This window comes from Dyella sp. A6 (assembly GCF_036320485.1).
Lineage (GTDB): Bacteria > Pseudomonadota > Gammaproteobacteria > Xanthomonadales > Rhodanobacteraceae > Rhodanobacter_A > Rhodanobacter_A aluminiiresistens.
Window position 1 is genome coordinate 3,457,236 of sequence record NZ_CP132911.1, and the last position, 26,894, is coordinate 3,484,129.

20 protein-coding genes are annotated in these 26,894 nt (G+C 67.3%); 9 read left to right on the plus strand and 11 right to left on the minus strand.

Features of this window, described 5'->3' with window-relative positions:
- Positions 1-54: 54 nt before the first annotated feature.
- Positions 55-993, minus strand: coding sequence for a cytochrome c oxidase subunit II (coxB, locus tag RA164_RS15425; protein ID WP_329741722.1), 939 nt, complete (start codon positions 991-993; stop codon positions 55-57).
- A 21-nt stretch (positions 994-1,014) separates the two neighbouring features.
- Positions 1,015-1,500: a DUF2244 domain-containing protein gene (locus RA164_RS15430; protein ID WP_329741723.1), complete on the minus strand. Its 486-nt coding sequence runs from the start codon at positions 1,498-1,500 to the stop codon at positions 1,015-1,017.
- Positions 1,501-1,701: 201 nt separating this feature from the next.
- Here RA164_RS15430 and putA point away from each other — a divergent pair, with 201 nt between their 5' ends.
- Positions 1,702-4,890, plus strand: coding sequence for a bifunctional proline dehydrogenase/L-glutamate gamma-semialdehyde dehydrogenase PutA (putA, locus tag RA164_RS15435; protein ID WP_329741724.1), 3,189 nt, complete (start codon positions 1,702-1,704; stop codon positions 4,888-4,890).
- 87 nt (positions 4,891-4,977) lie between these two features.
- Here putA and RA164_RS15440 read toward each other — a convergent pair whose 3' ends face one another.
- The gene (locus tag RA164_RS15440) at positions 4,978-5,385 is read right to left on the minus strand and encodes an ArsR/SmtB family transcription factor (RefSeq protein WP_329741725.1); all 408 of its coding nucleotides are present in this window, start codon (positions 5,383-5,385) and stop codon (positions 4,978-4,980) included.
- 108 nt (positions 5,386-5,493) lie between these two features.
- On the opposite strand from RA164_RS15440, the gene RA164_RS15445 reads away from it, so the two are divergent.
- Both RA164_RS15445 and RA164_RS15450 read left to right on the plus strand, forming a co-directional pair.
- Positions 5,494-6,240, plus strand: coding sequence for an SDR family NAD(P)-dependent oxidoreductase (locus tag RA164_RS15445; RefSeq protein WP_329741726.1), 747 nt, complete (start codon positions 5,494-5,496; stop codon positions 6,238-6,240).
- Between the two features lie 100 nt (positions 6,241-6,340).
- Entirely contained in the window at positions 6,341-7,756 is a 1,416-nt protein-coding gene (locus RA164_RS15450; protein WP_329741727.1) for a coniferyl aldehyde dehydrogenase, read from the plus strand.
- Between the two features lie 117 nt (positions 7,757-7,873).
- On the opposite strand, the gene RA164_RS15455 is transcribed toward RA164_RS15450, so the two are convergent.
- Entirely contained in the window at positions 7,874-9,310 is a 1,437-nt protein-coding gene (locus RA164_RS15455; protein ID WP_329741728.1) for an OmpP1/FadL family transporter, read from the minus strand.
- 196 nt (positions 9,311-9,506) lie between these two features.
- Here RA164_RS15455 and RA164_RS15460 point away from each other — a divergent pair, with 196 nt between their 5' ends.
- A complete protein-coding gene (locus RA164_RS15460; RefSeq protein WP_329741729.1) occupies positions 9,507-9,800 on the plus strand; it encodes a YcgL domain-containing protein in 294 nt (97 codons plus the stop codon).
- 60 nt (positions 9,801-9,860) lie between these two features.
- Positions 9,861-13,325, plus strand: coding sequence for an ankyrin repeat domain-containing protein (locus tag RA164_RS15465; protein WP_329741730.1), 3,465 nt, complete (start codon positions 9,861-9,863; stop codon positions 13,323-13,325).
- 48 nt (positions 13,326-13,373) lie between these two features.
- Here RA164_RS15465 and RA164_RS15470 read toward each other — a convergent pair whose 3' ends face one another.
- Positions 13,374-15,212, minus strand: a complete 1,839-nt coding sequence (locus tag RA164_RS15470) for a monovalent cation:proton antiporter-2 (CPA2) family protein (protein WP_329741731.1) — start codon at positions 15,210-15,212, stop codon at positions 13,374-13,376.
- 114 nt (positions 15,213-15,326) lie between these two features.
- On the opposite strand from RA164_RS15470, the gene RA164_RS15475 reads away from it, so the two are divergent.
- Positions 15,327-16,112, plus strand: coding sequence for a glutaminyl-peptide cyclotransferase (locus RA164_RS15475; RefSeq protein ID WP_329741732.1), 786 nt, complete (start codon positions 15,327-15,329; stop codon positions 16,110-16,112).
- Between the two features lie 36 nt (positions 16,113-16,148).
- On the opposite strand, the gene RA164_RS15480 is transcribed toward RA164_RS15475, so the two are convergent.
- From RA164_RS15480 to hemB, 3 genes are all read right to left on the minus strand, one after another.
- Complete coding sequence (locus RA164_RS15480) at positions 16,149-17,096, minus strand: alpha/beta hydrolase (RefSeq protein ID WP_329741733.1); 948 nt, start codon at positions 17,094-17,096, stop codon at positions 16,149-16,151.
- A 155-nt stretch (positions 17,097-17,251) separates the two neighbouring features.
- Positions 17,252-18,304, minus strand: coding sequence for a dihydroorotase (gene pyrC, locus RA164_RS15485; RefSeq protein ID WP_329741734.1), 1,053 nt, complete (start codon positions 18,302-18,304; stop codon positions 17,252-17,254).
- 83 nt (positions 18,305-18,387) lie between these two features.
- Complete coding sequence (gene hemB, locus RA164_RS15490) at positions 18,388-19,380, minus strand: porphobilinogen synthase (protein WP_329741735.1); 993 nt, start codon at positions 19,378-19,380, stop codon at positions 18,388-18,390.
- Positions 19,381-19,856: 476 nt separating this feature from the next.
- Here hemB and glk point away from each other — a divergent pair, with 476 nt between their 5' ends.
- Positions 19,857-20,876 (plus strand): glucokinase, encoded by a 1,020-nt coding sequence (glk, locus tag RA164_RS15495; protein WP_329741736.1) that lies wholly within the window; start codon positions 19,857-19,859, stop codon positions 20,874-20,876.
- Between the two features lie 82 nt (positions 20,877-20,958).
- A complete protein-coding gene (locus RA164_RS15500) occupies positions 20,959-21,642 on the plus strand; it encodes an HAD family hydrolase (RefSeq protein WP_329741737.1) in 684 nt (227 codons plus the stop codon).
- A 42-nt stretch (positions 21,643-21,684) separates the two neighbouring features.
- Here the strand turns inward: RA164_RS15500 and RA164_RS15505 are convergent, their stop codons facing one another.
- The 3 genes from RA164_RS15505 to secB form a co-directional block, all read right to left on the minus strand.
- Positions 21,685-24,705, minus strand: coding sequence for a DEAD/DEAH box helicase (locus RA164_RS15505; protein WP_329741738.1), 3,021 nt, complete (start codon positions 24,703-24,705; stop codon positions 21,685-21,687).
- A gap of 104 nt (positions 24,706-24,809) precedes the next feature.
- Positions 24,810-25,835: an NAD(P)H-dependent glycerol-3-phosphate dehydrogenase gene (locus RA164_RS15510; RefSeq protein WP_329741739.1), complete on the minus strand. Its 1,026-nt coding sequence runs from the start codon at positions 25,833-25,835 to the stop codon at positions 24,810-24,812.
- A gap of 15 nt (positions 25,836-25,850) precedes the next feature.
- Entirely contained in the window at positions 25,851-26,357 is a 507-nt protein-coding gene (gene secB, locus RA164_RS15515; protein WP_329741740.1) for a protein-export chaperone SecB, read from the minus strand.
- A gap of 290 nt (positions 26,358-26,647) precedes the next feature.
- Between secB and rpmB the strand changes: the two genes are divergently transcribed.
- Positions 26,648-26,884, plus strand: a complete 237-nt coding sequence (gene rpmB / locus RA164_RS15520) for a 50S ribosomal protein L28 (RefSeq protein WP_329741741.1) — start codon at positions 26,648-26,650, stop codon at positions 26,882-26,884.
- The last annotated feature ends 10 nt before the right edge of the window (positions 26,885-26,894 follow it).

A 26,894-nucleotide genomic window follows, 5' to 3' on the forward strand; every position in this document is an offset into this window, starting at 1 on the left:
TTGCACCTCTACCTGTGATTCGTTCGCGTGGAAACGTCTCGAAATAGCGGAAGATCAACCCTGACCGGCTGGTTGCGGCGATGAGACCTGCGCTGCCTCCGGTGTGGCGGCGCTGGCGGCCGGCGACGGCGCCGCGGCCTTCTCCTTGGCTGCCAGCCACTTGGCGAAGTCCTTCCTCGACACCGCCTTCACAACGATCGGCATGAAGGCATGGTCCTGGCCACAAAGGTAGGCGCACTGACCGCGATAGACACCCGGCTTGGTGATGTTGGCCCATGCCGTGTTGATCATCCCGGGGATGGCATCCATCTGCCAGCCGAAGGCGGGCACGAACCACGCGTGGATCACGTCGCCCGAGCCGATCAGGAAGCGGATCTTGGTATGGATCGGCACCACCAGCGGGTGATCGACATTGAGCAGATAGGTGTTGTAGCCGTTGGTCTTCACCGCGTACGGATCGAGGCCGGAATCCAGCTGCCGGGTCTCGTTGCTGAGCTCGTCCAGCTTGGACATGAAGCCGACGTGGGAGATCGGCTTGCCCTGGTAGTCGAGGTAGTCGTAGCGCCATTTCCACTGGTAGCCGGTGACCTTGATGGTCATCTGCGAGCCGCTCAGGTCGTAGAACTTGCGCATACCTTCGGTGGACAGCCACGCCAGGCAGACCAGGATGATCACCGGAATCGTCGTCCAGATGATCTCGACCATGGTGTTGTGGGACCACTTCTCCGCCACCGCGCCACGCGACCTGCGGAAGCGGAACATGGCGACGAACATCGCGCCAAAGACCAGCACGCCGATGACCGTGCACACCGACAGCGAGATCATGTTCAGGTCATAGGGGATCCGCGAGTAGGTGGTCACGCCCTTGGTCATGTTCATCTGCCAGGGCACCGGGTTGGCCCGGAGCGACCCGGCCGCCAGCGCGAACATACCTGCCATCACCACCGCAATCACGTGCTTTGAGCTGTGCTGCCTGATGCCGCCAGATGTCATGTCTTGCACCTTGTGTTGGACTTACCTGTGCAGCCGGCCGTTCAGCCTGTCCAGCAGCACCTCGAGTTTCCGGGACAGCTCGACACGTTCCCCGTCGGAGAGGAAAGCACCGATCTCCAGCTCGCGCCCATGCGACGACAGTAACAGGTGACGCCGCCCGTTGCCGGACTTGAGCCGCACACGTACCCAATATGTCTGAAACTGCGTACTGCGCTTCGTCGGCAACGACTGCACCAGCAACGAAGCAGCATCCAGCACAATCCGTTCGCCACGATCGCCTGCGCGCCATGCCACGCTCAAGGCAATGGCCAAAGCGCATGCCTCCAACAAGGCGAACAGCGGCGCAAACACATTCCCCTGCCAGGCCCCCAAGCCTGCCGTTGTCAGCACCAGTGCCACCGTGACCCCGATCAGGCGACGCAGACCGCGGCGGCTCAGGGCGCGGTTGGGCTGGAGCCACAACGTCACGCAGGGCGAGCCGGGAACGGCTGGTCGAAGCACGATCATGGAAGTCCGGCGTGCCTGGAACGACCCGATAATAGGATGGGCCGCCGCAGCGGGCAAGAATGCCGCAGAAGCTTGATCTGCGACGAGTTCTTGCCGGCGCAAAACGGGGCGTGCAGGGGACCGCTGGAATGCACATGCGCGCGGGCTTTTTCTGAGCGTACAATCGCGCGATTTGCCCCACCCCCACTCGGTTTCGCCCCCGTGACACAAGCCATTCTCAGCCCCGAACTCCCTACCTCCATCGAGCCGGCCCGCGTGCGCATCACCGCCGCCTGGCTGCGCGACGAAACCGAAGCAGTCAACGATCTGCTCGCCCAGGCCACCCTCCCTCCGGCCGAGCGCGAGCTGGTGATCGACACCGCCGCCGGACTGGTCTCCCGCGTGCGCGTGCGAGCGAAGGATCAGAGTGCGGTGGAATCCTTCATGCGCCAGTACGACCTCTCGTCCGAGGAAGGCGTCCTGCTGATGTGCGTGGCCGAAGCGCTGCTGCGCATTCCGGACAAAGCGACCGCCGACAAGCTGATCCGCGACAAGCTGGGCGACGCCAACTGGAAGCGGCACCTGGGCCAGAGCGAGTCGCTGTTCGTCAACGCCTCCACCTGGGGTCTGATGCTCACCGGCCGTCTGGTCAACCTGGCCGAGGAAACCCGGCACGACGTCACCGGCGCGCTGCGGCGGCTGGTCGGCCGCGCCGGTGAGCCGGCGATCCGCCTGGCCGTACGCCAGGCCATGCGCATCATGGGCTTCCAGTTCGTGATGGGACGCAACATCGGCGAGGCGCTGGACCGCTGCGCCAAGAAGGAAAACGCGGTCTACCGCTATTCCTACGACATGCTGGGCGAATCCGCGCTTACCGCCGGGACCGCCGAGCGTTATCAGGAAGACTATCGGCGGGCAATTGCCGCGATCGGCTCCCGCGGGCCGTTCGCCAACCACACCGACGCACCATCGATCTCGGTCAAGCTGTCCGCGCTGCATCCGCGCTACGAGGTAGCCAAGCGCGAGCTGGCCCGCCGCCAGCTCACCGAGAAGCTGCTGGAGCTGTCGCAACTGGCCATGAAGCAGGGCATCGCGCTCTCCGTGGATGCCGAAGAGGCGGACCGCCTCGAACTCTCGCTCGACATCATTGGCGACGTATTCGCTCATCCCTCGCTCGAAGGCTGGAACGGTCTCGGCATCGTGGTGCAGGCGTATTCGAAGCGTACGCCGTTCGTCATCGACTGGCTGATCGAGACCGCACGTGCGACAAAACGCCGCTGGTACGTGCGTCTGGTCAAGGGCGCCTACTGGGATGCCGAGATCAAGCGTGCGCAGGAACAGGGGCTGGCCGGCTATCCGCTGTACACGCGCAAGCCGAACACCGACGTGTCCTATCTCGCCTGCGCACGCAAGCTGTTCGATGCGGGCAGCGACCTGATCTATCCGCAGTTCGCCACCCACAACGCCCATTCCATTGCCGCAGTGCATCACATCGCGCGCGGCCGGCCGTTCGAGTTCCAGCGCCTGCATGGCATGGGCACCGACCTGTATGCCGAGGTGATCGGCAAGGACAAGCTGGACGTGCCCTGCCGCGTGTATGCACCGGTCGGCTCGCACGAGGACCTGCTGCCCTACCTGGTGCGCCGCCTGCTCGAGAACGGTGCCAACACCAGCTTCGTCAACCGCGTGGTGGACGAGAGCCTGCCGGTGCGCGAGCTGGTCGCCGACCCATGCGAGACCGTGCGCGGCTTCACCTCCATCCCCCATCCGCGCATCCCGCTGCCGGTCAACCTCTACGGTGACAATTCTGTGCTTGCGCAGAACGCCACTTCGATAACTCGGAAGAATTCCATGGGCGTCAACTTCTCCAACGACAACGAACTGAAGGCCCTCGCCGAGGCCGTCAACGCCAACAGCGGTACCTGGACCGCCGCGCCGCTGGTGCCCGGTGCCCAGCCCGCCGGCCCGGTGATCCAGGTGACCAACCCGGCCGATCGTCGCCAGCACGTGGGCAGCTACACCAGCGCCGACGCTGCGACCGTCGACATCGCCCTGGCCAATGCCGTGGCGGCCCAGCCCGACTGGGACCGCCTGCCCGCCGCCAGCCGTGCCGCGATCCTCGAACATGCCGCCGACCAGCTCGAGGCACGCCGCGGCGAATTCATCGCGCTGTGCGTGCGCGAGGCCGGCAAGAGCCTGCCCGACGCCATCGCCGAGATCCGCGAGGCTGCCGACTTCCTGCGCTACTACGCCGCCATGGCGCGGCGCCTGTTCGGCCAGCCCGAACAGCTGCCCGGCCCCACCGGCGAGACCAACCAGCTGTTCCTCAACGGTCGCGGCGCATTCGTCTGCATCAGCCCGTGGAACTTCCCGCTGGCGATCTTCGTGGGCCAGGTCAGCGCAGCGCTGGCTGCCGGCAACAGCGTGATCGCCAAGCCCGCCGAGCAGACCTCGCTGATCGGCTATGCCGCGGTGAAGCTGCTGCACGAGGCCGGCGTCCCGCAGAACGTGCTGCAGTACGTGCCCGGCGACGGCGCCGTGGTCGGCGTCGCCCTGACCCGCGACCCGCGCGTGGCCGGTGTGGCCTTCACCGGCTCCACCGACACCGCCTGGGCGATCAACCGCGCCCTGGCCGCGCGCAACGCGCCGATCGCCGCCCTGATCGCCGAGACCGGCGGGCAGAACGCGATGATCGCCGACTCGTCCGCCCTGCCCGAACAGATCGTCAAGGACGTGGTCGCCTCGGCCTTCCAGTCGGCCGGACAGCGCTGCTCGGCCTCGCGCGTGCTGTTCGTGCAGCAGGACATCGCCGACAAGGTCATCGGCATGCTGGCCGGTGCGATGGCCGAGCTCAAGGTGGGCGACCCTGGCCAGCTCAGCACCGACGTGGGCCCGGTGATCGACGAGGACGCCCGGCAGATCCTGGTCGACCACGCCGCACGCATGGACAAAGAAGCGAAGCTGATCGCCGAGGCGTCGATCGACGCCGACGTGGCCGCCCACGGCACCTTCTTCGCCCCGCGTGCCTATGAAATCCCTTCGCTGGACGTGCTCAAGCGCGAAGTGTTCGGCCCGGTGCTGCACGTGATCCGCTGGAACGGCGAGGATCTGCCCAAGGTCGTCGAGCAGATCAACGCGACCGGTTACGGCCTGACCCTGGGTGTGCACAGCCGCATCGACGACACGGTGGAATACATCCACAGCCACGCGCGCGTGGGCAACTGCTACGTCAACCGCAACCAGATCGGCGCCGTGGTGGGCGTGCAGCCGTTCGGCGGCGAAGCCCTGTCGGGTACCGGTCCGAAGGCAGGCGGCCCGCACTACCTGCTGCGTTTCGCCGGCGAACGCACGCTGACCATCAACACCACCGCCGCGGGCGGCAACGCCTCGCTGCTCACCATCGGCGAATAAGCACGGTTTCCGTGGCGGGTCATTCTGACGGCCCGCCACGACACGGAAGACATGCGTTGCGGACTGCTTCGCGATCCCGACCGGCAGTCAGCGACCGCCGGTCCGCTTTTTCGCATTCGCGGCACCCGCCACCGTCTTGCGGGTGGTCCGGCGTGACGGCGACGCCTGCGTCGACTGCACCCGGTGCGCCGCCAGAATGGCGGGAATCAGACCGGGGAAGCGCTGCTCGATTTCCTTGCATCGCGTGGTGCTGCGCATTTCCACACCGGCGCGCTCGCTGTGGATCAGGCCAGCGTCGCGCAGCACCTTGAAGTGCTGCGACAGGGATGACTTGGGAATGGTGCGGTCAGACACCTGCTGCAAGGCCGTGCAGGTCGCCGCACCGTCCAGCGCCGCCAGCTTGGCGTAGATGGAGACCCGCACGGGATCGGACAGCGCATGGAGGATGCCCTCCACCGTGATGTCGTCGATCGCTGGATGAAACAGTGGACGCATGAGGTCATTTTACTCGCCCCTTGAATGCAGGCTCCATAGTTCATATATCTTGAACTACAGCAGTAAAGAACCCAGTTCGCCCACGTCATCCCACGCAGGAAACACCCCATGAACAAGCTCCAGGGCAAGACCGCTCTCGTCACCGGCGCCTCCAAAGGCATCGGCGCAGCCATCGCCAGGGCACTGGCCGCCGAAGGCGCGGCGATCGCGGTGAATTATGCATCCGACAAAACCGGCGCCGATGCCGTCGTCGCCGAGATCGTCCAGGCCGGTGGCAAGGCATTCGCCGTGCAGGGCAGCGTTGCCGACGCCGCCGGAGCGCAAGCCATCGTCGCGCAGACAGTCGAACAGTTCGGCCGGCTCGACATCCTGGTCAACAACGCCGGCGTCTACGAGTTCGCGCCGATCGAAGAGATCACCGAGCAGCACTACCGCAAGCAGTTCGACGTCAACGTGCTGGGCCTGCTGCAGACCACCCAGGCGGCTGCGAAATATCTCGGCCAGGGCGGCAGCATCATCAACATCGGCTCGCTGGTCAGCCGCATCACGCCGCCCGGCTCGGCGGTGTACTCGGCCACCAAGGCAGCGGTGGAAGGCATCACCGGCGCGCTCGCCCGGGAGCTTGGGCCGCGCGGCATCCGCGTCAATGCGCTCAACCCTGGCCTGGTGGAAACCGAGGGCACCCACAGCGCCGGCTTCATCGGCTCCGACTTTCACCACGGCGCGGTGGCGGAAACGCCGCTTGGCCGCACCGGCCAGCCACGTGACATCGCCGCGATAGCGGTATTCCTGGCCTCCGACGATGCCGGCTGGCTCACCGGCGAGAAGCTCTACGCCAGCGGCGGCATGCGCTGAGGCAACGCTGTGGCGGAGCACCTGAGCAAGGCGCTCCGCCGACATACCTGCACGCGTCCTGTGTCACCATCGTGCCTTCGCATCGTGGTGCCACCCGACCATGCCATCCGCACGCACAACCGAGCTTTCCGACACCTTGCAGCACCTGCGTAATGCGCAGTCCCGTGCGCCGATGCCCGACTGGCCGGTCCGCGCGCAGCGCCTGCGGCAACTCGAGGCACTGCTGCTGCGGCATCGCAAGCAGATCATCGACGCCATCCATGCGGATTTCGGCCAACGTCCGGCCGAGGAAACCGAACTGCTCGAGCTGTTTCCGAGCATCTCGGCGATCCGTCACGCACTGCGCCATGGCAAGCGCTGGATGAAGCCGCGACGGCATCTCGCCGACTGGTTGTTCCTGCCCGCGCGCACCGAACTGCGCCCGCAACCGCGCGGCGTGGTCGGCATCATCGTGCCGTGGAACTACCCGCTTTACCTGGCGGTCGGCCCGCTGGTCGACGCCCTGGCCGCCGGCAACCGCGCCATGGTGAAAATGAGCGAATACACCCCACGCTTTTCCGCGCTGTTCGCGGAGCTGGCGGCAGGCTGCTTCCAGCCCGACGAAGTGCAGGTCATCACCGGTGACGCCGACGTGGCACAGGCCTTTGCCGCACTGCCGTTCGACCACCTGCTGTTCACCGGCTCGACCGCCGTTGGTCACCACGTGATGCGCGCCGCCGCCGACCATCTCACCCCGGTGACGCTGGAGCTGGGCGGCAAGTCGCCCGTCATCGTGGGGCCCGGGGCACGCCTCGATCACGCCGTCGAGCGCATCCTGTTCGGCAAGCTGGTGAATGCCGGGCAGACCTGCATCGCGCCCGACTACGTGCTGCTGCCGCGCGGACAGGTCGAAGCCTTCACGACCCTTGCCCGGGCCGCAGTGGCCAGGCTCTATCCCGACATGGCGCGCAACCCGCAGTACGCCAGCATCGCCACCGACCGGCATTTCGAACGCCTGGCCGGACTTCACGACCAGGCCGTGGCAGCCGGCGCGCGCAGCGTCGCACTGACCGATGCCGCACGCGACGCCGACCGCCGCCTGCTGCCGCCGATGCTGCTTGCCGACGTGCATGACGACATGACGGTGATGCAGGAAGAGATCTTCGGCCCGCTGCTACCGCTGGTTCCCTATGACAGCCTGGATGAGGCGATCGCCTATGTCGCTGCCCACCCGCATCCTTTGGCGCTGTACCTGTTCGAGACCGACCGGACCCGCATCGACACAGTGCTCTCGCGCACCCACGCCGGCGGCGTCAGCGTGAACGACACGCTCTATCACATCGCCCAGCACCGCCTGCCGTTCGGCGGCGTGGGCTCGTCGGGCATGGGCGGTTACCACGGCGAAGCCGGGTTCCGCACTTTCTCACATATCAAGCCGGTGTTCCGGCAGGCGCGCTTCAACGGCGCGGGACTGCTCAACCCGCCGTATGGCGCACGCTTCCGGCAGATGCTGGGATGGCTGCTCGGGCGCGATTGATCCCGGCGCACCAGTCAGGCATCCACGCGGCCCGGCGCGTCCGGTCAAACGCCATGCACAAAAAAACCTCCCCGCGAACGGGGAGGTTTTTGCGCAAGAATCCGTTCGCCGTAGCGATCAGAACTTGTATTGCGCCGACAGGCTGAACAGGTTGCCGTAGTCGTTGTAGCTGCCGGTGAGCACATCCCCGGTGGAACTGGACGAACCGTCGAGGTGCGCCGCATTCACGAAAATGTGCGCGAACGAGGCATCGATCTCGAAGTGCTGGTTGGCCTTGTAGCCGATACCCACGGTGACAAACTGGCGGGTGGAATCGGGTACGCGCGGGTCGCGGTTGCTGGCACGGGTCGGGGTGGTGTCCACAGCCAGGCCGCCACGCAGGGTCAGCTTGTTGGTGAGGTAGTAGTCGCCACCGATCGAGGCGTACCAGGTGTTGTGCCAGTTGAACGGCTCGACCGTGGTCGGCTGCGCCGCATTGGCATAGTGCACCACCAGCTGCTTGAACACGTTCCACTGGGTCCAGGACAGGTCGATGCCGATGCCGAACTTCTGGGCCTGGTGCCAGTAGCTGGCCGTGGCCGTGGCCGGCGTGGTCAGGTTGGCCGTACCGGTGGTGTGCTGGAACGGTACCGCGCCATTGAGCAGCGCTGCCACCGTCGGCGTGCTGAGCAGGTAGGCCACGTTGTCGGGCACGGTGAAATTTGCCGAGCCGCTCAGCTTGTGCGTGATCTTCGAGTGGTAGTCGAGTGCAAAACGGTCGTTCGGGGTCAGCCTCCACAGGCCACCGAGCTGCCAGCCGTAGCCCCAGTCGTTGCCCTTGATGTCGGCATAGCCGTCGCTGCCCGCCGGTACAAGCGCACCGATCTGCTGCGCCAGCGCAGACGCCTGCGCAGCGGGAATCAGGCCCGCGGCCACACCCTGCTGGACCAGACCCTGGCCGACCATGTTGTAGTTGATCGCCGAAGACAGCTCGGCGCTGGTGCGCTGGGCGATCAGGCTGGCACCCAGGCTGAAGGTATCGGTCACGTCATAGGACGCCGAGAACGTGGCGTCCAGCGATTCCAGCTTGGTCTTGATCGCGTTGTAGCGGCCGACCCAGTTGCGGTCGTACTCGGTCTGGAAACCGAACGGCACGCTGAGGCCCGCACCGATATGCCAGCGCTGGCCAACCTGGGTGGCGATGAAGAAGGCCGGCACCGGCAGCGTGGTACCGGCGTCGCCGCCGTTGCCGCCGCTGATCGGGTTGCCTGCCGCATCGTGCGCCGTACCGCTGAACTTGGCACTGAAATTGATGGCCGTGACATCGGCCTGGAAATAGGTGCCGTGCAGCTCGGACATGGCCGCGGGATTGTTTGCCACGACCGAGACGTCGTCGCCCGCCGTGGCCGAGCCCGCATAGGCGCGGCCCATGGCCTTGGCGCTGTCTTCCTTCAGCTGGAACGCGCTGGCATGCGCGCTCATCGGCACACCAAGGCCCGCGGCAACAGCCAGGCTCAGGGCGGCCAGCGCGAGCGGCCGCGCCGCACCGGTGATAGGACCGAAAGACTTGTACATCGCGTGCTCCTGCAGATCGTTGGGCGACTTGGTATAAAGCAAGGATACTTGCTGCGCATTGATTCATACGCGCGTTTGATCCCCGTGGGCGGCACTCTGCCGACTCCAGCGAGGGCATGCAAGTGCGGTTGCAGCAAACGACAGACGTACAGACTGCTACCCTTCCACCCAGGTCACCCCACTCGCGGATGCCGCCATGCACAGTTATGTCTACGCCAGCCTGCGCAAGGCCGATACCTATCTGTGGCTTGCCCGACGCGACCAGTTCGACGTGATCCCGGCCTCGCTGGCATTGATGCTGGGCGAACTGCGCTTCGCGCTGGAAGTCGAGCTGACCGGCGAACGTCGTCTGCCGCACGAAGACGTGAGTGTAGTGATCGAGCACCTGCGCACCCAGGGCTGGCACCTGCAATTGCCACCGAACGCCACCCTGGCGACAGCCAACCATCTGCCTTACCAGACCGGACCGACGGATCGCCGCGACGAATGATGGTTTCTTGTTAACAAAGGATTACCGTCTGTTGTTGCAACGCTTTCTATACTCGCCGTCATGCCTCCTTCCAAATCGCACCGGCGCCCGGCGCCCTTGTTGTCTTCGCTCGCATGGTTCGTGCCCGGGTTGATCGCTGTCGCGATCGCCGCCATCGGCGCACATCCCCTTGCGCTCATTCCTCTGCTGCTGGCCAACACGCTGACCATGGCCGCCGTCTGCCATGCCATCGGATTCGATCCCGAGCCCCATTTCGGGCGGACCGTGCTGCGTCGTGGCGCGGCCCATCTGGTGATGTTCACCACCTACGCGGCGCTGGTATTCCTGCTCGTCGCTTGGCCGATGCTGTGGCTGAGCCAGCAGCACAGCCTGGGAGCGACCGTCGTGCTGGCCGCCGTGCTAGTTGTCGCGCTGGCCGTGCAGTGGCGGTTGTGGCCCGCATTCGGCCTGGTGTTCGTGTGGGACGACGCGTACCCGGCCCAGGGGCAGCATGAAGGCTCGTGGATCTTCACCGCCACCGCCCGCAGCATCGCGTTCGGACGCCACCTGTCGCGCGAGGAACGCTTTTTCAGCCACTTCCTGCCTGCCGCGCTGTCGCTGCTGGTGATGGCCTTCACCGCCATCGCGCTGAGCGGGCTTTACGGCGTGCTGCCGGCAGAACTGCGTACCGCGGCGCTGGCCGTGTACGCCATCGTCATCATGCCGCTGGGCTGCCTGATCGTGGCCAACCGCACGCTGCGCGCGCTGCTGTGCGAGGGACGCCAGGCCCATCGCGCACAGGCGCATCGACAGCAGGCGCAAGCCGCCGAACCCGCGCCCGTCGCCCTGAGCGACGAGGAACGCGCCGCCGGCACCCCGGAGCAGGCCGCCGCCCTGCTTGCCGCTGCCCGCGCCGGCGATATCGAACGCGCGCTTGCCCTGCTCGACGCCGGCGCATCGCCCGATGCCGCCCCGCTCCCGGGCGACCGTGACCAGCGCCCGGTACTGATGCTGGCGGCGCTGCTGCCGGACACCCGTCTGCTGCGCGCACTGATTACCCGCGGCGCCGACCTCAACCGTGCCAGTGGCGGACTCACGCCACTGCTGGCGGCCACCCGTGACAGCCGCGCCGGACGTGCCGACGCGGTGATGACCCTGCTCGCGAACGGCGCCAGCCCGCTGACCACCGACGCCGAAGGCAACACCCCGCTGCACGGCGCCGTGCTCAGCGAGGAACCGATCGTCGCCGCGATGCTGCTGGATGCTGCGGCACCGGTGGACGCGCTCAACCAGGCCGGCCTCAGTCCGCTGGCCGTCGCCTGCCGGGCCGCCAACTGGCCGCTGGCGAAATTCCTGCTGGAGCGCGGCGCCAAGCCGGCCCCCAGCAGCGGCGAGCCCGCCCTCGTGGCCGCCGCCGGCATTGCCGACGACGATCCAGAAGGCGTGAAGCTGCTGCTCAAGCATCGCGCCTCCGTCAACACCGTGGATGCCGACCACCGCAGCGCGCTGATGACCGCCGCCGCCGAAGGCCATGAACAGATCGTGCGGGCCCTGCATGCCGCCCATGCCGACGTGAACCTGGCCGACCGGCATGGCAGCACCGCACTGATGGAGGCTGCCCGCACCGGTGTCCCGGGCATCATGCAGCTGCTCGCCGAGGCGCAGCCCGATGCTCGCGCACGCGACAAGCACGGTCGTGACGCACTCACCCTGGCCTGCCAGTCGCCACACGCACACGCGGATACCGTGCGCGCACTGCTGGCCCTTGGGGCCGAGCCGAAAACACCCGGCAGCGATGGCCGCAGCGCACTCGACCATGCCGCTGCCGCCGGCCGCTGGGACCTGGTCGCCCTGCTCGACCCCGACACACCGCTGCCCTCCACCCTTGAGCCGGACACCCTGCTCACCGAAGGTGCCGATACCCCGGCACACCTGCTCGACGCATTGCGCTTCGGCCACTGGGCCGTCGTGTCCAGCTTTGCCACCCGCGTGCGCGAGTGGTCCCAGGCCGAGCGCGCGCAGCTGTACCTCGACCTGTCCGATGCAGGCCTGAGCACCGCGCGCCGCTGGCTGCTCGACCACGGCCTGGACGCGGAAGCCCGTCTGGCAACCGGCGCGTCCGCAGTACCGGCCGACGACGAGACAACACCGGTCACCCCAGCCGGCCTGCGTCTGTTCGACGCCCTGCTGTCGCGCCTGCCCGCATCGACCGAAGCGGTGGAGGACCTGATGGCCGCCGGCGCAACGCCCGCTGGCGCCGACCTGCTCGCGCTCGCCCTGAACCATCTGCAGGGCTCCGCACAAGGCGCCGCGCTGCCGCTGGCGATGCTGGAACGCGGTGCTGATCCGTTCGGCCCCGACGTCCAGGGGCGCACACCGCTGCACCTGGCTGCGGAAACCGGCCTGCTGCCGCTGCTGCATACCCTGCTGATGCGCGGCTGCAATCCGAACGTGCGCGATGCCAGCGGTCGCACGCCGCTGTTCGCGGCGCTGGGGCATGGCGCGCAGGCGCTGCCGCTGGTGCGCGAGCTGGTCGCCCACGGTGCCGATGCCGAGGCGATGGACGCCCATGGCGAAACCCCGCTTGGACTGGCACTGGAACACCCCGAGATCGAGCGCTGGCTCGATTGGGGCGAGTGGTCGCGCCCCAACCGTCCCCTGCGCGCCGCCGACCTGCCGGCCGCCGCCAAGATCGGAGCGGTCACCGCGGTGGAGCGCCTGCTCGAGCTCGGCTTTGCCGTGGACACCCGCGACGCGCATGGTGCCAGTGCCCTGCTTCATGCATGCGGCGCCGGCCACCACGAGATCGCGGCACGCCTGCTGGATGCCGGCGCCGATGCCGGACTGGCCACCAGCAACGGCATGACGCCGCTAGCCGCCGCTGTCGGCGCCCACCGTGAAGGACTGGTTTCGCTGCTGCTCGAACGCGGCGCACCGGTCGATCAGCGGCTTCCCGGCGAGGCCACCGCCCTGATGATTGCCGCCGCCATGGGCCATGCCGACGTCATCGAACGCCTGCTCGGCGCCGGTGCGGAACTCGGCGCGACGGACTCGCGCGGACGCGATGCCCTGCACGCCGCCGCGCAGTTCGGCTTCGAACATAACGACAGCCTGCGCGCCCGCCGCCTGTTCGATGTGCTGCTGAAGCACAAGGCCGAGGTAAACCGCGCCGACCAGGAAGGCAAGACTCCACTGTTGTTGTTGCTGGGCGCGCACATGCGACCGGGCAGTGATTGCGACGCCACCCATATCGGCGCGCTGCTGCCGGTGCTGCTGGACGCCGGTGCCCAGATCGAGCACGCCGACCAGCGCGGCGTCACCGCTCTGCACGCCTGCGCCATGCACGCCCTGCTGCCGCCGGCACGGGTACTGCTCTCGCGTGGCACCGACCGCAATGCCGCCGATGCATTCGGTCGCACCGCCGCCGATGTGGCGCGTCAGCTGGGTTATGTCGACATCGCCCACGAACTGGCACCACGCAGCGGCACCGGCGCGATTCCCAGCGTGCGGCAGACCCTGCGCCAGCCGGCACAGCCGGCGGAGTAAGCCCCATCGATCCGGGCGCGCGGCAGCGACGCCGCCCGGACTTCGCGCTCAGCTTTCGTCGGTCAGCGGACGACCGGCATCCTGTTCGCGCAGCTTTTCCGATTCGGGCGACGCATCGGCCTCGAACAGCTTTTCGAGTTCGGACAGCGCTTCGCGCGTCGTCTGCATCAGCTTGGCCTCGTCGTCGTAGACCAGGTATTGCGTCTTGATCAGTTCGGCATCCTGCCGGCGGAAGCGCTCCACCCGGTCGATGGCACGCTCGGACGACATGCCCAGCGCGACCAGGGCCATCTTGGTCATCTTCAGGCTGGAATACAGGGTCTCGCGCACCGGCTCGTCGATGCCCATGTCCATCAGTCGCCAGACGTGCTGGCGATTGCGCGCGCGCGCCACGATCTTCAGGTGCGGATACATGCGCTTGACCACGCGGGCCACGCGCAGGTTCGCCTCGGGATCGTCGTTGGCCAGCACGAAAACCTCGGCCTTGTCGGCCTGTGCGGCGCGCAGCAGCTCCGGCCGGGCCGGGTCGCCGTAGAAGATGTCGTTCCAGTTGCCGAAACGGCGCACCATGTCCATCTGCTCGATGGAGTGGTCCAGCGCCACGAACGGAATGCCCTCGGCACGCAGGATACGGCCCACCACCTGACCCATGCGACCGAAACCGGCAATGATCACGCGCGGCGCCCCGGTTTCGATGGTGTCGTAGGCGCGCGCCGGCTTCTTTGCCTTGTCGTTGCCGAGCAGCTTCGCCAGCAGGGCCACCAGCAACGGCGTCAATCCCATCGACAGGGTGATCGCCAGTACCAGCACGCCGTCCTGCTGGGGAGCGAGCAGCCCCTGCGCGCGAGCCAGCTTGAGGGTCACGAAGGCGAACTCGCCGCCGCTGGCCAGCAACACCGCCAGGCGCAGCGCATCGCGACGTTCCAGCCCGCCCACCATCCGCCCCAGCGGCCACAGCAGCACGCCCTTGACCAGCATCAGCAGGGCCGTGAGTCCGAGCACCTGCAGCGGAATCTTCAGCAGCAGGCCGACCTGCATCGACATGCCCACGCTGACGAAGAACATGCCGAGCAGCAGCCCCTTGAACGGTTCGATGTGCGATTCCAGTTCATGGCGATATTCCGAATCGGCCAGCAGCATGCCAGCGAGGAAGGCACCCAGGGTCACCGACACGCCGGCCAGCTCCATCAGCAGCGCCACCCCCATCACCACCAGCAGCGCCGTGGCCGTGGACACTTCCACCGTATCGGCCTTGGCCACGAAGCGGAACACCGGGCGCAACAGGTAACGGCCGCCGACCACCACCGCGACGATCACCCCGACCGTGCGCAGTGCCGCTGCCAGATCGAACCCATGGTGCGTCGAGGATCCCGCCAGCAGCGGTATGGCCGCGATCAGCGGAATCGCAGCCAGGTCCTGGAACAGCAGGATCGCGAAGGCCTGCCGGCCATAGGCCGAACCGGCCTCCTTGCGCTCGGCGAGAATCTGCAGGCCGAACGCCGTGGACGACAGCGCCAGACTACCGCCGATGATCACCGCCGCGCGCCCGGGCAGCCCGAACAGCGCCCATGCGACCGCGCCGATCACCACGCTGCTGGCCACCACCTGCAACAGGCCGGTGCCGAACACCGAGCGGCGCATCACCCACAACCGCTGTGGCGACAGCTCCAGGCCGATCACGAACAGCATCAGCACGACGCCGAATTCGGAAATCGACGCAATGCCGTCCACATTACCCACCAGGCGTAGCACCGACGGCCCGATCACCACGCCAGCCAGCAGGTAGCCCAGCACCGAGCCCAGCCGGAAGCGCTTGGTCAGCGGCACCGCGATCACTGCTGCCAGCAGCAGTACCACCGCCGTCTCCAGGAAATGATGTCCGTTCACGCCCGATCAGCCTCCTTCAGTCTGAGGCTGATTATTCCACGCACCGGCCATACATGAACCACGACCCGCAACACGACTCACATCCGGACCCCAACCGTGGGATCATCGGCGCCCATGAAAGCCATCTACGCTCTGCTCGCCCTGCTCGTCGTCGCCACCGCGCCATGCGCCACGGCTCACGAGTCCATTCCGGTCTACGGCTACACCGTGGTGCACGCCTACCCGCACGACCCGAAGGCCTATACCGAGGGGCTGCTCTACCTGCACGGGTACCTGTACGAAAGCACCGGCCAGGTCGGTGAATCCACCGTGCGCAAGGTGGACCTGGACACCGGCAAGGTGCTGCAGAAAACCAGCACGCCCTGGCCCGACTACGGCGAGGGAATCGCGGTATGGCAGAACCGGCTGATCCAGCTGACCTGGCGCAGCCACCAGGGCTTCATCTACGACCTCGCCACGCTGAAACCGCTGGCGCGCTTTCCGTATCCCGGCGAGGGCTGGGCGCTCACCAGCGACGGCAGCTACCTGTACATGAGCGACGGCACGCCGGTGATCCGCCGGCTCGACCCGAACACGCTGAAACAGGTCGGCAGCATCAAGGTCACCGCCAACGGCAAGCCACTGCAGAACATCAACGAACTGGAGTGGGTGAAAGGCCAGATCTTCGCCAATGTATGGCTGACCAACCGCATCGCACGCATCGACCCGGCCACGGGCAAGGTGGTCGGCTGGATCGACCTGACCGGCCTCGCACCCAAGCCCGACACGCTGGCCGACCCGGTCAACGACGTGCTCAACGGCATCGCCTACGATGCGAAGCACGACCGCCTGTTCGTCACTGGCAAATGCTGGCCTAAGCTCTATCAGATCAGGCTGACCGGACCGAAGCGCCGGAGCTGACGCTTCGCCCTGGCGGGTTCCGCCGCTGGCAGCTCATCACCGCCGTGCATCGGGAATCACCCCGATCCGGCGCATCCACGCATCGGCGAGCTTCGGCCAACCGGTAATCGGGAGCCGCGTACGGCGCAGGCCGAAGGCGTGTCCGCCATGCGCATACAGATGCATCTCCGCCGGCACGTGTGCCTTGGCCAGTGCCATGTAATAGACCAGCGCCTGGTTCACGCCGTCGACGTAGTCGTCTTCCGCCTGCACCAGGAAGGTGGGCGGTGTGCCACGCGAGACCGGCACATTCGGATTGAGCTTGTCCGCATCACTGGCCAGATGCCCCGGATAGATCGCCATCGCGAAATCCGGGCGATCGCTTTGCCGGTCCGCCGCATCCACCGGCGGATAAAAACGACGCTTGAACAGGGTGCTGGTTTCCGCGACCAGGAAGCCGCCGGCCGAAAAGCCGATCACCCCGACCTTGTGCGGATCGATGCGCCACTTCGCGGCATGGGAGCGCACCAGTCGCAAGGTCCGCTGCGCATCCTGCAGCGAAGGCAGCGACACGGCGAAATCGTCGGGCCGGCACTTGCAGTGCCAGTCGTAGGGCACGCTGGGCACGCGGTACTTCAGCAGCACGCAGGTGATGCCCTCGGAGGTCAGCCAGTCGCACACCTCGGTGCCTTCCAGATCGATCGCCAGCCCCGCGAACCCGCCACCCGGAAACACCACGACCGCAGCGCCGGTGTTCCGGCCGCTGGGTGCATAAACCGTCATGGTGGGACGTGCGACGTTGTAGACGCCGGTGATCGGGCGACCGCCATAGAGCTTGTGTCCGGTCTTGCTGTACTCGGGGCCGGGCATGCGGTGCGCATCCGGTGGCGTGCCCGGCCAGATCGGTATCTGCACATGCCCGGCCGACGGTTGCCAGGCACTACCCGCCGCATGGGCGATGCCGCCCATGGCCAGCAGACAAACCACAATGACCCAACGCTTCATGACACACCTCCGCCCCGGCACACGGCCAGGATGCATGATCAGGACGAGATACCGCGGAACCCCTCATCGCCATCATGCACGCTCACCCGGACATCCGACCGGCGCGGCTGTGCTTTTTGCGGGCAAGGACGATCACCCGCGGATGCCCCGACGGGTCAGTGCGCCGTGTGCCCCACCACCGACCACGCAATGGATTCGCCGGCACGCATCGGCTTGCAGGTCGCACCGGCCAGCGGGTATTCCTCCGGCACGGTCCAGGCCGTGCGTTCCAGCACGATGCGATCCTGGTTGCGCGGCAGGCGGTAGAAGTCCGCGCCATGGAAACTGGCAAAGGCTTCCAGCTGGTCCAGCTTGCCGGCCTGCTCGAACGCCTCGGCATACAGCTCGATCGCGGCATGCGCGGTGTAGACGCCGGCACAGCCGCAGTCGGACTCCTTCGCGGCACGGATATGCGGTGCGCTGTCGGTACCCAGGAAGAAGTGCGCATCGCCGTTGGTCGCCGCCTGCAGCAGCGCGGCACGGTGCGTTTCGCGCTTGAGAATCGGTGCGCAGAAATTGTGCGGGCGAATGCCGCCCTGGAACAGGGCGTTGCGATTGAGCAGCAGATGGTGCGCGGTGATCGTCGCCCCCACGTTGGCCGGCGCGGCGCGCACGAAGTCGACCGCATCGCGGGTGGTGATGTGCTCCAGCACCATGCGCAGCTCCGGGAAGCGCTCGCGCAGCGGCATCAGGTGGCGCTCGATGAACACGCGTTCGCGATCGAAGATGTCGATCTGGGCATCGGTGACCTCGCCGTGCAGCAGCAGCGGCAACTGGTGGCGCGCCATCGCCTCGATCACCGGATACACCCGCGACAGCTCGCGCACGCCGGACTGCGAGTTGGTGGTCGCTCCGGCCGGGTAGTACTTCACCGCGAACACGCTGCCGCTGTCCTTTGCCCGCGCGATTTCCTCCACCGGCGTGTCCTCGGTCAGGTACAGCGTCATCAGCGGCTGGAAGCGCGCGCCCGGCGGCAGCGCAGTCATGATCCGGGCGCGGTAATCCTCGGCCTGGGCCACCGTGGTCACCGGCGGCTTGAGGTTGGGCATGACGATGGCCCGCGCGAACCGCTGCGCGGTATGGCCGATCACCGAACCCAGTGCATCCCCGTCGCGCAGGTGCAGGTGCCAGTCGTCGGGACGGGTGATTTCAAGGCGCGTGGAAGTCATCGGTTCGCGTTCTCAGCAGATTGAATCGGGGCAGCATGATAAAGCCAGGAGGAAAACACGCCGGCAGTAGCGGGCGCGGTTCGCTATTCCCCGCGCAACCAGCGCGCCGCATCCACCGCGAAGTAGGTCAGGATGGCATCGGCACCGGCACGCTTGAAGGCCGTGAGGGTTTCCAGCACAACCGCCTTTTCGTCCAGCCAGCCGTTCTGACAGGCGGCCTTGAGCATGGCGTACTCGCCGCTGACCTGATACACGAAGGTCGGCATGCCGAAGGCATCCTTCACCCGGCGCAGCACGTCGAGATAGGGCAGGCCCGGCTTGACCATCACCGCGTCGGCGCCTTCGCTGATGTCCAGCTCGACCTCGCGCAGAGCCTCGTCGCTGTTGCCCACGTCCATCTGATAAGTGTGCTTGTCGCCCTTGCCGAGGTTGGCGGCCGAACCCACCGCATCGCGGAACGGGCCGTAGAAGGCCGAGGCGTACTTGGCCGAATAGGCCAGGATGCGGGTGTGGATATGGCCAGCAGCTTCCAGCGCCTCGCGGATGGTGCCGATGCGGCCGTCCATCATGTCCGACGGCGCCACGAAATCCATGCCGGCTTCCGCCTGCGCCAGCGACATCTTCACCAGCGCCTCGACGGTGGGCTCGTTCATCACATAGCCGTTTTCGTCGATCAGTCCGTCCTGCCCGTGCGTGGTGTAGGGGTCCAGTGCCACGTCGCCGATCAGGCCGAGTTCCGGATATTTCGCCTTCAGTGCGCGGGTGGCACGCTGCATCAGGCCATCGGGGTTCCACGCCTCGCGGGCGTCCTCGCTCTTCACGCCGGCGCCGGGCGACGGGAACAGGGCCAGCGCCGGAATGCCCAGCCGCACACACTCGCCTGCAAGCTCCAGCAAGGCATCGATCGACAGGCGCTCCACGCCGGGCATCGAAGGCACCGGCTCGCGCTGGCCTTCGCCCTCGATCACGAAAGCCACCATGATCAGGTCGGACGGCAACACGGTGTGTTCGCGCATGAGAGCGCGCGCGAAGGCATCACGGCGCATGCGACGCATGCGGATGGCAGGAAAGCTCATGGCGGGGACTCGTCGATCGGTACTTCGCTATTGTAACGCCGACCGTCAGGCGCGCCGCCGCCGCGGACACTTTGTCACGCCGGACCACATCCACACCGCATCAGCGGCATGCCTGCAACGCATCCGCAAGACGTCCATACGGCCATCCGTCATATCGACGATGGAACATGGCACACCAGCAGACCTGATGGCATGCATCCCGAGACGACCACGGCGCATGCAACGAGCACCCGGCCCACCGGGCACAGTCAGGCACCGCACAGGTCCCGCACGGCCTTGCGCAAGCCTGATTCCGAAAGGATGCGGGGATTGCGTACCGATATCGTCAACGTCGCTGAAATGACGCCGGACGCCGCTAAGCACGACCGCACAGGACCCGCAAACCCGACGCACGCCATGCGCATGCGCATGCTCGCCGGACTGGACGTAACGGCCACATCGCGGCACGCTGTACGGATTTCCCTGCCTGGATCGTCATGAGTTCCCAGCACGCCATCCCGACCCTGCTCGCCGACCTGGGCGGCACCAATGTCCGCTTCGCCCTGGCCGACACGGGCCATCCGAGCCCGTTGATGATGGACAGCGTGCGCCGCTACCGGGTGCGGGATTTCGAGACCCTGGCCGAGGCGATCCAGCAGTACTTCGCCGACACCGGCCATACCGCGCGCGCCGCCGTCATCGCCGCAGCGGGACGCATCGCCAACGGCGAAACGGTACAGATCACCAACAACCCCTGGGCAGTATCCGCACGCAACCTCGAACAGAAGCTCGGGTTTGGCAGGGTCAAGCTGGTCAACGACTTCGCCGCGCAAGGCATGGCGGTTCCGCTGCTGGGCACCGCGCACCTGACGTCGGTGGGCCCGCAGTCGCTGCCGCGTCGCAGCGATTCGCCGACCCAGACCTACGTGGTGATGGGGCCGGGCACCGGGCTGGGCGTGGCGGGCCTGCTGCTGCGCGAAGGCCACTGGGTGGTGCTGGAAACCGAGGGCGGACACGCCGGCTTCGCCGCGCACACCGCCGAAGACGTGGAAATCCTGCACCGGCTCAATGCGCGCTTCGGGCGCGTGTCCAACGAACGCATGATCTGCGGCAACGGCCTGGTGAACCTCTACCTCGCGCTGGCGGACATCGCCGGCCAGCCGGCCGAGCAGTACAACCCGGAAGACATCACCGCCCGCGCCGAGAGCGGCGGCGACCCGCTGTGCGTGCGCACGGTGGAAACCCTGGCTGGCATCTTCGGCAGCGTGGCTGGCGATCTGGTGCTCAGCCTGGGCGGCTGGAATGGCGTGTACCTCACCGGCGGCGTGCTGCCGATCCTGCTGCCGTGGCTGCAGCACGGCGGCTTCCGCGAACGCTTCGAGGCGAAGGGACGCTTCCGCGAAACCATGGAACAGGTGCCCACCGTGGCCGTGATGCACCCGGAGCCCGGCCTGCTGGGCGCCGCCGCACTGGCCGTGCTGGACGCAGGCTTGCCACTGCAGCCCGCGACCGACTGACCCCGGGCGGCCCACCCCACCCATCGCATCCGGGTCACGTCGCAACCCGCATACTTGTCGCCCCGCCATACCGGAGAACCCCATGTCCCGTACCCGGACCGCCCTGCTGTTCGATCTGGATGGCACCCTCATCGACAGCGTCTACCAGCACGTGCTGGCCTGGAAGGAGGCGCTGGATGCGGAGGGCATGAACCTTTCCGTGTGGCGCATCCACCGCAAGATCGGCATGAGCGGCGGGCTGTTCGCCAACATCCTGCTGCGCGAGACCGGCCTGGACATCACCGAGGAACGACTGGAGCGCCTGCGCATCCGCCACGCCGAGGCGTTCAACCGCTATCACGCCCAGGATGCGGTACGCCCGTTGCCCGGCGCACGCGAACTGCTGGCCTACCTCACCGAACAACGCATGCCGTGGGCGATCGCCACCAGCGGCCGCATGGAAACCGCCGCACACAACCTCGCCGCACTGGGCGTCGACCCGGCCAAGGTGCCGGTGGTGACCCGCGACCAGGTCCGTCACGCCAAGCCCGACCCCGACCTGTTCCTGGCTGCGGCCGAGCGATTGGGCGTGGACATCCACCACGCCCTGGTCATTGGCGACAGCATCTGGGACATGCTGGCCGCGCAACGGGCCCGTGCCCTGGGTGTCGGCCTGCTTTCCGGTGGCTACGGCCAGGCCGAACTGGAACGTGCCGGCGCATTCCGCGTCTACGACGATCCGGCCGCCCTGCTGCGCCACATCGACGAAGTGGCCGCGCGGGACTGACCCTGCAGCAGTCCGGCCTCCGCCGAAACGGACCTTGCCGGATCAGCCCGGCGCCAGCAGCGCGTCCAGGTCGTCCTGATCGAAGCTGAGTTTCTCGCGGGTGCCGCCGCCTTCCAGCACAGCCTCGGCCAGCTCGGCCTTGCGCGCCTTCATGTCCTCGATGCGCTCTTCCACCGTGCCGGTGGTGATCAGCCTGAACACGAACACCGGTTTGTCCTGGCCGATGCGATGGGCGCGATCGCTAGCCTGCGCTTCGGCGGCCGGGTTCCACCACGGGTCGTAGTGGATCACGGTGTCGGCGCTGGTGAGGTTGAGGCCCACCCCGCCGGCCTTCAGCGACAGCAGGAACAGCGGCACCTCGCCGTCCTGAAAGCGACGCACCGGTTCGGCGCGGTCGCGTGTTTCGCCAGTGAGCATCACGTAGCGGATGCGCCGCCGGTCCAGCTCGCCGGCGATCAGCTTCAACATCTCGGTGAACTGCGAGAACAGCAGCACTTTGCGCCCTTCGGCAAGCAGCGCCGGCAGCATGTCCATCAACAGGTCGAACTTGGCCGAATCGCGTACCCCGCGCGCGGCTTCCAGTTTCACCAGGCGCGGATCGCAGCAGACCTGACGCAGTTTGAGCAGCGCATCCAGCACCACGATGCCGGAGTGCTGGATACCGCGCTGGGCGATCACCTCGCGCAGCTCGTCGGCCAGGGTCAGGCGCAGGCTTTCGTACAGTTCGCGCTGCCGGCCGTCGAGCACCACGCGCCGGGTGATCTCGGTCTTCGGCGGCAGCTCCGACGCCACCTGTGCCTTGGTGCGTCGCAGGATGAACGGCGCCAGCCGGCGATTCAGCCGCGCCTGGCAGTCTTCGTCGCGCTGCTTCTCGATCGGCACCCGGTAATGCCGGCGGAACGCACCCTCATCGCCAAGCAGGCCCGGCACCGCCAGGTCCACCTGCGACCACAGTTCGCCCAGGTGGTTTTCCAGCGGCGTGCCGGTAAGACAGATGCAGCGCGGCGCGCGCAGGCTCAGTGCGGCACGGCGGGCCTGGGTGCGCGGGTTCTTCACCTGCTGCGCTTCGTCCAGCACGATCAACGCGAACCGCTGCTTGCGCAGCGTGACCACGTCGCGCGGCAGCAAGGCGTAGCTGGTGAGCACGATGTCCTGCTCGCCGATCTGCGAGAAATCGGCACTGCGCTGCGGGCCGTGCAGCGCCAGCACCTTCAGTGCGGGTGCAAAGCGCGCGATCTCCGACTCCCAGTTCGGGATCAGGCTGGTCGGCACCACCACCAGCGCGGGCTGCTCCAGCGCGCCGCGCTCCTTGAGCGCCAGCAGGTGGGTGATCAGCTGCAGGGTCTTGCCCAGTCCCATGTCGTCGGCCAGCACGCCGCCCACACCGGCCTCGGCCAGTGCATTGAGCCAGCGCAGGCCTTCGCGCTGATAGGCCCGCAGTTCCACCGTCAGGCCGGCGGGCACGGCGTCGCTGGCGCGCTCGGCGGCATCGCGCAGGCGCGCGGTGAAGCCGCGCAGTTTTTCGGGCGCCTGCAGTTCGCTGTTGCCGGGCAGCGCTTCGGCCAGTTCGTCCAGACGCCCCGCCTGCACCCGCGGCAGGTGCAGCTTTTTCTTGGGCTTTTCCAGGTATTCGGCCAGCGGCGCCAGCAGCCCGCGCAGTTCGCGCAGGCGCACCGGCACGCGTCGCCGCTCGTCCACCGGGGCATACCACACCGCGTCTTCGGGCTCGTTTTCGGCCGGCCGCAGGTTGAGCTGGTGTTCGGCCAGCGCCTGAGCCACCGCGGGCAGCAGGTTGTGGCGCTTGCCGTCCACCTCGATGCCGATCTCCAGATCGAAAGCGTGGTCGTCGGCATCCTCCACCGCATTGCCGTACCACTGCACCGGACCGTCGAGCACTTCGAACGGGAAGCTGCTGGCGTAATCGAGCTGGAAACCCTCGCCCTCCAGCTTCGGCCGCAGGGCCAGCCAGCGTGCCGGCGTGTTCACTTCCAGCGCGCCGGCATGTCCTGCGCCCGGGAACAGCCAGGCGTCTTCGGGCAGTGTGTCGGCCAGGTCCCAGGGCAGCCCCTCGGTATCCACGGCCGGGGTCAGGCCGGCGCGCTCGAGCTGTTCCATCGCGGCGAGTTCTTCGGCGCGGCGACGGGTGATCTCGACCAGGCGCCCGTTGCGCACGCGCCGCACCAGCGGCTCGCCACCACGACCGGGCAGCCGTTCGCCGGCATAGTCGAAGGCCAGCCGCGCGTAGGCCAGCGGCGGCGTGCCCGCGGCCAGCCGCGCATGCCGCGCCAGTGCATGCAGGGTGAGCACGGGCTTGGGCGTCAGTTCCTCGCGCTGGAGTTCGCCCAGCACCTGCGGCAGCGGCACGCGGTGCGCCAGGCGGCTGTCCGGCAGGGTTTCGGCCAGCGCGGGCGCTTCGTCGTACTTCAGCAGCGGCAGGTCGAGCCAGTGCGCCTCCTCGGCCGGCGCCTCGAGATGGCCCAGCTCGGCCCGCTCGGCGTCGAGGTACCACAAACCTTCCAGCCGCAGCGCGCGCTGGCTGTGGTTGAGCGCCGGCTGCAGCCGCTGGCTGCCGTCCTGCTCCAGTTGCCAGTGCCAGTTGAGCTGATGCGAACGTCCACGCGAGAGGCGCAGCCCGGCGATGCCGCCAAGGAAACACGGTGCGGTATCCAGCATCTCGGCCAGCAGGGCGTCACCCACATGTCCCGACAGCCGGGCGTAGCTGCGCCCCTTGCGCAGGGTCTGCGGCAGGCCCAGCACGGTGGTAGCCAGGCGCCGCTCGTGGGACGGCAGCAGGGTGTGCACCAGTTGCTTGCTGTCCAGCGGCGCGGGCCGGACCAGTCTGCCGTGTTCGGCGACGGTGAGCATGACCGGCGCCACGTCGAGCCAGGCACATGCCGCGCCGGCATCGGAGATCACTTCGAAAAAGAAGCCGAGCACGCCCTGCTCGCGCGACTCGGCGGCGGCCGGTGCGGCAAGCAACCGACGCCACGCCACCGGCAAGCGGGTGCCGTGCGTGGAGGCCGGGGCCGGTCCGGCGCGTTGCTTCTCGTCCGATGGCGGCATGCGACTGCGATCCGTGGGCGATGAAACTTCCGAGCTTAACAGCCTCGCGATGGTTGGCTGCAAGCGGATCGCAGGATTTCGGAAAGCGTACTGCCCTGAAAGGGTCAGCCCGCGCCGAACAGGCCTTGCGGATACTCCGGTTTGCGCTCGCGCGCCATCAGTGCCTTCAGGCCTTCGACCGGAGTCACTTCGCCATGCAGCACGGCGCGCACGCCGGCGGCGATCGGCAGATCCAGGCCGTGTTTGTCGGCCAGCCGCATGACTTCGTCGGCCGTCACCACGCTCTCGACCACCTGGCCGATCTGGCGCACCGCCTCGTCGATGGCGACACCACGTCCCAGGGCCAGACCGAGACGACGATTGCGCGAAAGATCACCGGTGCAGGTGAGCACCAGGTCGCCGAGACCGGACAGACCCATCAGCGTTTCCGGCTTCGCCCCCAGCGCCACGCCCAGTCGCAGCATCTCGTTCATGCCGCGGGTGATCAGGCCGGCCCGGGCATTCAGGCCCAGACCCATGCCATCGGCGACACCGGTGGCCACCGCCAGCACGTTTTTCATCGCCCCGCCCAGTTCGGCACCGAGCACGTCGTTGCCGGAATAGGCGCGGAAATCCGGAGCGTGCAGCATTTCGGCGAGCTGCTGCGCGAAAGCCGGGTCTTCCGAATGGACCGTGACCGCGCTGGGCATGCCGGCGGCCACTTCCTTGGCGAACGAAGGCCCGGTGATGACCGCCGCCGGGCGACCCGGCAGCTTCTCGGCCACCAGTTCATGCAGGAAGCGCCCGGTACCGGGCTCGAAGCCCTTGGTTGCCCAGGCGATCGCCGCGTCGGCATCGAGCAGCGGTGCGATCTCGTCCAGGATCGACGCGAACGCGTGGCTGGGCACCACGATCAGCACGACCCCGGCACCGCGCAAGGCGGCGCCGAGATGACTTTCGTAGACCAGCGCTTCCGGCAGCTCCAGCCCCGGCAGGTAACGCTCGTTGCGCCGAGTGGCCGCCATGCCCGCCAGCGCCGCGGCATCGCGCCCCCACAACCGGGTCGGGGTACCGTTGCGCGCGGCCAGCGCGGCCAATGCGGTGCCCCAAGAGCCGGCACCGAGGACGGCCAGGGTCGACTTTTCAGCCATGATCGACGATGGCGCTCAGCTGTTGAGGGTCGGGGCCTCGCCGCCACCCATGGCGCGGCGCTGCTGCTCGGCCGCGAACAGCGCGTCGAAATTGATCGGCTGCAGCAGGAACGGCGGGAAACCGCCTTCCAGCACGAGGTGCGAGATCATCTGGCGGGCATACGGGAACAGCAGGTTCGGGCAGTAGCTGCCGATAATGCCGGCGTGCTCGGCCTCGCTGAAACCAACGATGCCGAAGACGCCCGCCTGGTGGACTTCGGCCAGGTAGGCCGTGCGCTCGCCCAGGGTGCAGGTCAGGGTCAGGCTGAGCACGACTTCGTACTGGTCGTTGCCCAGTTCGCTGGCGGTCTGGCTCAAGTTGAGCTGCACCTGCGGCTGCTGCTCGGTCTCGCCGATTTCCTGGAAGATCTGCGGTGCGTTGGGCGCCTCGAACGACACGTCCTTCACATAGATCTTCTGCAGCATCAGCTGCGGCTGGCCGGGCTGGCCATCGGCCAGATCCAGGTGGGTGACTTCTGCCATCGGAAAACCCTCGTCGTGAATCGTTGCGGATATGCGAAAGGGTCGATTGTTCCATACATCCCCGCCCGCCGCCACGCCGTTGCGCCCTGGCGATTGCGCACAGCCCTGTTTTTGCGGGATAATGCGCGGCTCGATCCCTGCCAACCCGTCCATTCGGGTGTGCCCGCTACGCGATGCGGCTTCGGGCAGCGACGAAATGTTCCATCTCCAGCATCGCGTGGCGCCCCCGGCGTCGCTGGGCCGATGTCGCCCTGGCCAACGGGCGGTCAACAGAATCTACGGAGGTCATCATGGCCCGTGTATGCCAAGTCACCGGAAAAGGTGTGCAGACCGGCAACAACGTCTCGCACGCAAACAACAAGACCCGTCGCCGCTGGTTGCCCAACCTGCATGAGCGTCGCTTCTGGGTTGCCAGCGAAAACCGCTGGGTGAAACTGCGCGTTTCCAGCCACGCGCTGCGCACCATCGACAAGAAGGGCATCGAGGCCGTGATCGCCGAGCTGCGTGCCCGTGGTGAGAAGGTCTAAGGAGAATCGT

Bases quoted from the DNA above. Each gene is read 5' to 3' on its own strand.
- coxB (WP_329741722.1), bottom strand. From the start codon at position 993: ATGACATCTGGCGGCATCAGGCAGCACAGCTCAAAGCACGTGATTGCG.
- RA164_RS15430 (WP_329741723.1), bottom strand. From the start codon at position 1,500: ATGATCGTGCTTCGACCAGCCGTTCCCGGCTCGCCCTGCGTGACGTTG.
- RA164_RS15440 (WP_329741725.1), bottom strand. From the start codon at position 5,385: ATGCGTCCACTGTTTCATCCAGCGATCGACGACATCACGGTGGAGGGC.
- RA164_RS15445 (WP_329741726.1), top strand. From the start codon at position 5,494: ATGAACAAGCTCCAGGGCAAGACCGCTCTCGTCACCGGCGCCTCCAAA.
- RA164_RS15450 (WP_329741727.1), top strand. From the start codon at position 6,341: ATGCCATCCGCACGCACAACCGAGCTTTCCGACACCTTGCAGCACCTG.
- RA164_RS15455 (WP_329741728.1), bottom strand. From the start codon at position 9,310: ATGTACAAGTCTTTCGGTCCTATCACCGGTGCGGCGCGGCCGCTCGCG.
- RA164_RS15460 (WP_329741729.1), top strand. From the start codon at position 9,507: ATGCACAGTTATGTCTACGCCAGCCTGCGCAAGGCCGATACCTATCTG.
- RA164_RS15465 (WP_329741730.1), top strand. From the start codon at position 9,861: ATGCCTCCTTCCAAATCGCACCGGCGCCCGGCGCCCTTGTTGTCTTCG.
- RA164_RS15475 (WP_329741732.1), top strand. From the start codon at position 15,327: ATGAAAGCCATCTACGCTCTGCTCGCCCTGCTCGTCGTCGCCACCGCG.
- RA164_RS15480 (WP_329741733.1), bottom strand. From the start codon at position 17,096: ATGAAGCGTTGGGTCATTGTGGTTTGTCTGCTGGCCATGGGCGGCATC.
- pyrC (WP_329741734.1), bottom strand. From the start codon at position 18,304: ATGACTTCCACGCGCCTTGAAATCACCCGTCCCGACGACTGGCACCTG.
- hemB (WP_329741735.1), bottom strand. From the start codon at position 19,380: ATGAGCTTTCCTGCCATCCGCATGCGTCGCATGCGCCGTGATGCCTTC.
- glk (WP_329741736.1), top strand. From the start codon at position 19,857: ATGAGTTCCCAGCACGCCATCCCGACCCTGCTCGCCGACCTGGGCGGC.
- RA164_RS15500 (WP_329741737.1), top strand. From the start codon at position 20,959: ATGTCCCGTACCCGGACCGCCCTGCTGTTCGATCTGGATGGCACCCTC.
- RA164_RS15505 (WP_329741738.1), bottom strand. From the start codon at position 24,705: ATGCCGCCATCGGACGAGAAGCAACGCGCCGGACCGGCCCCGGCCTCC.
- RA164_RS15510 (WP_329741739.1), bottom strand. From the start codon at position 25,835: ATGGCTGAAAAGTCGACCCTGGCCGTCCTCGGTGCCGGCTCTTGGGGC.
- secB (WP_329741740.1), bottom strand. From the start codon at position 26,357: ATGGCAGAAGTCACCCACCTGGATCTGGCCGATGGCCAGCCCGGCCAG.
- rpmB (WP_329741741.1), top strand. From the start codon at position 26,648: ATGGCCCGTGTATGCCAAGTCACCGGAAAAGGTGTGCAGACCGGCAAC.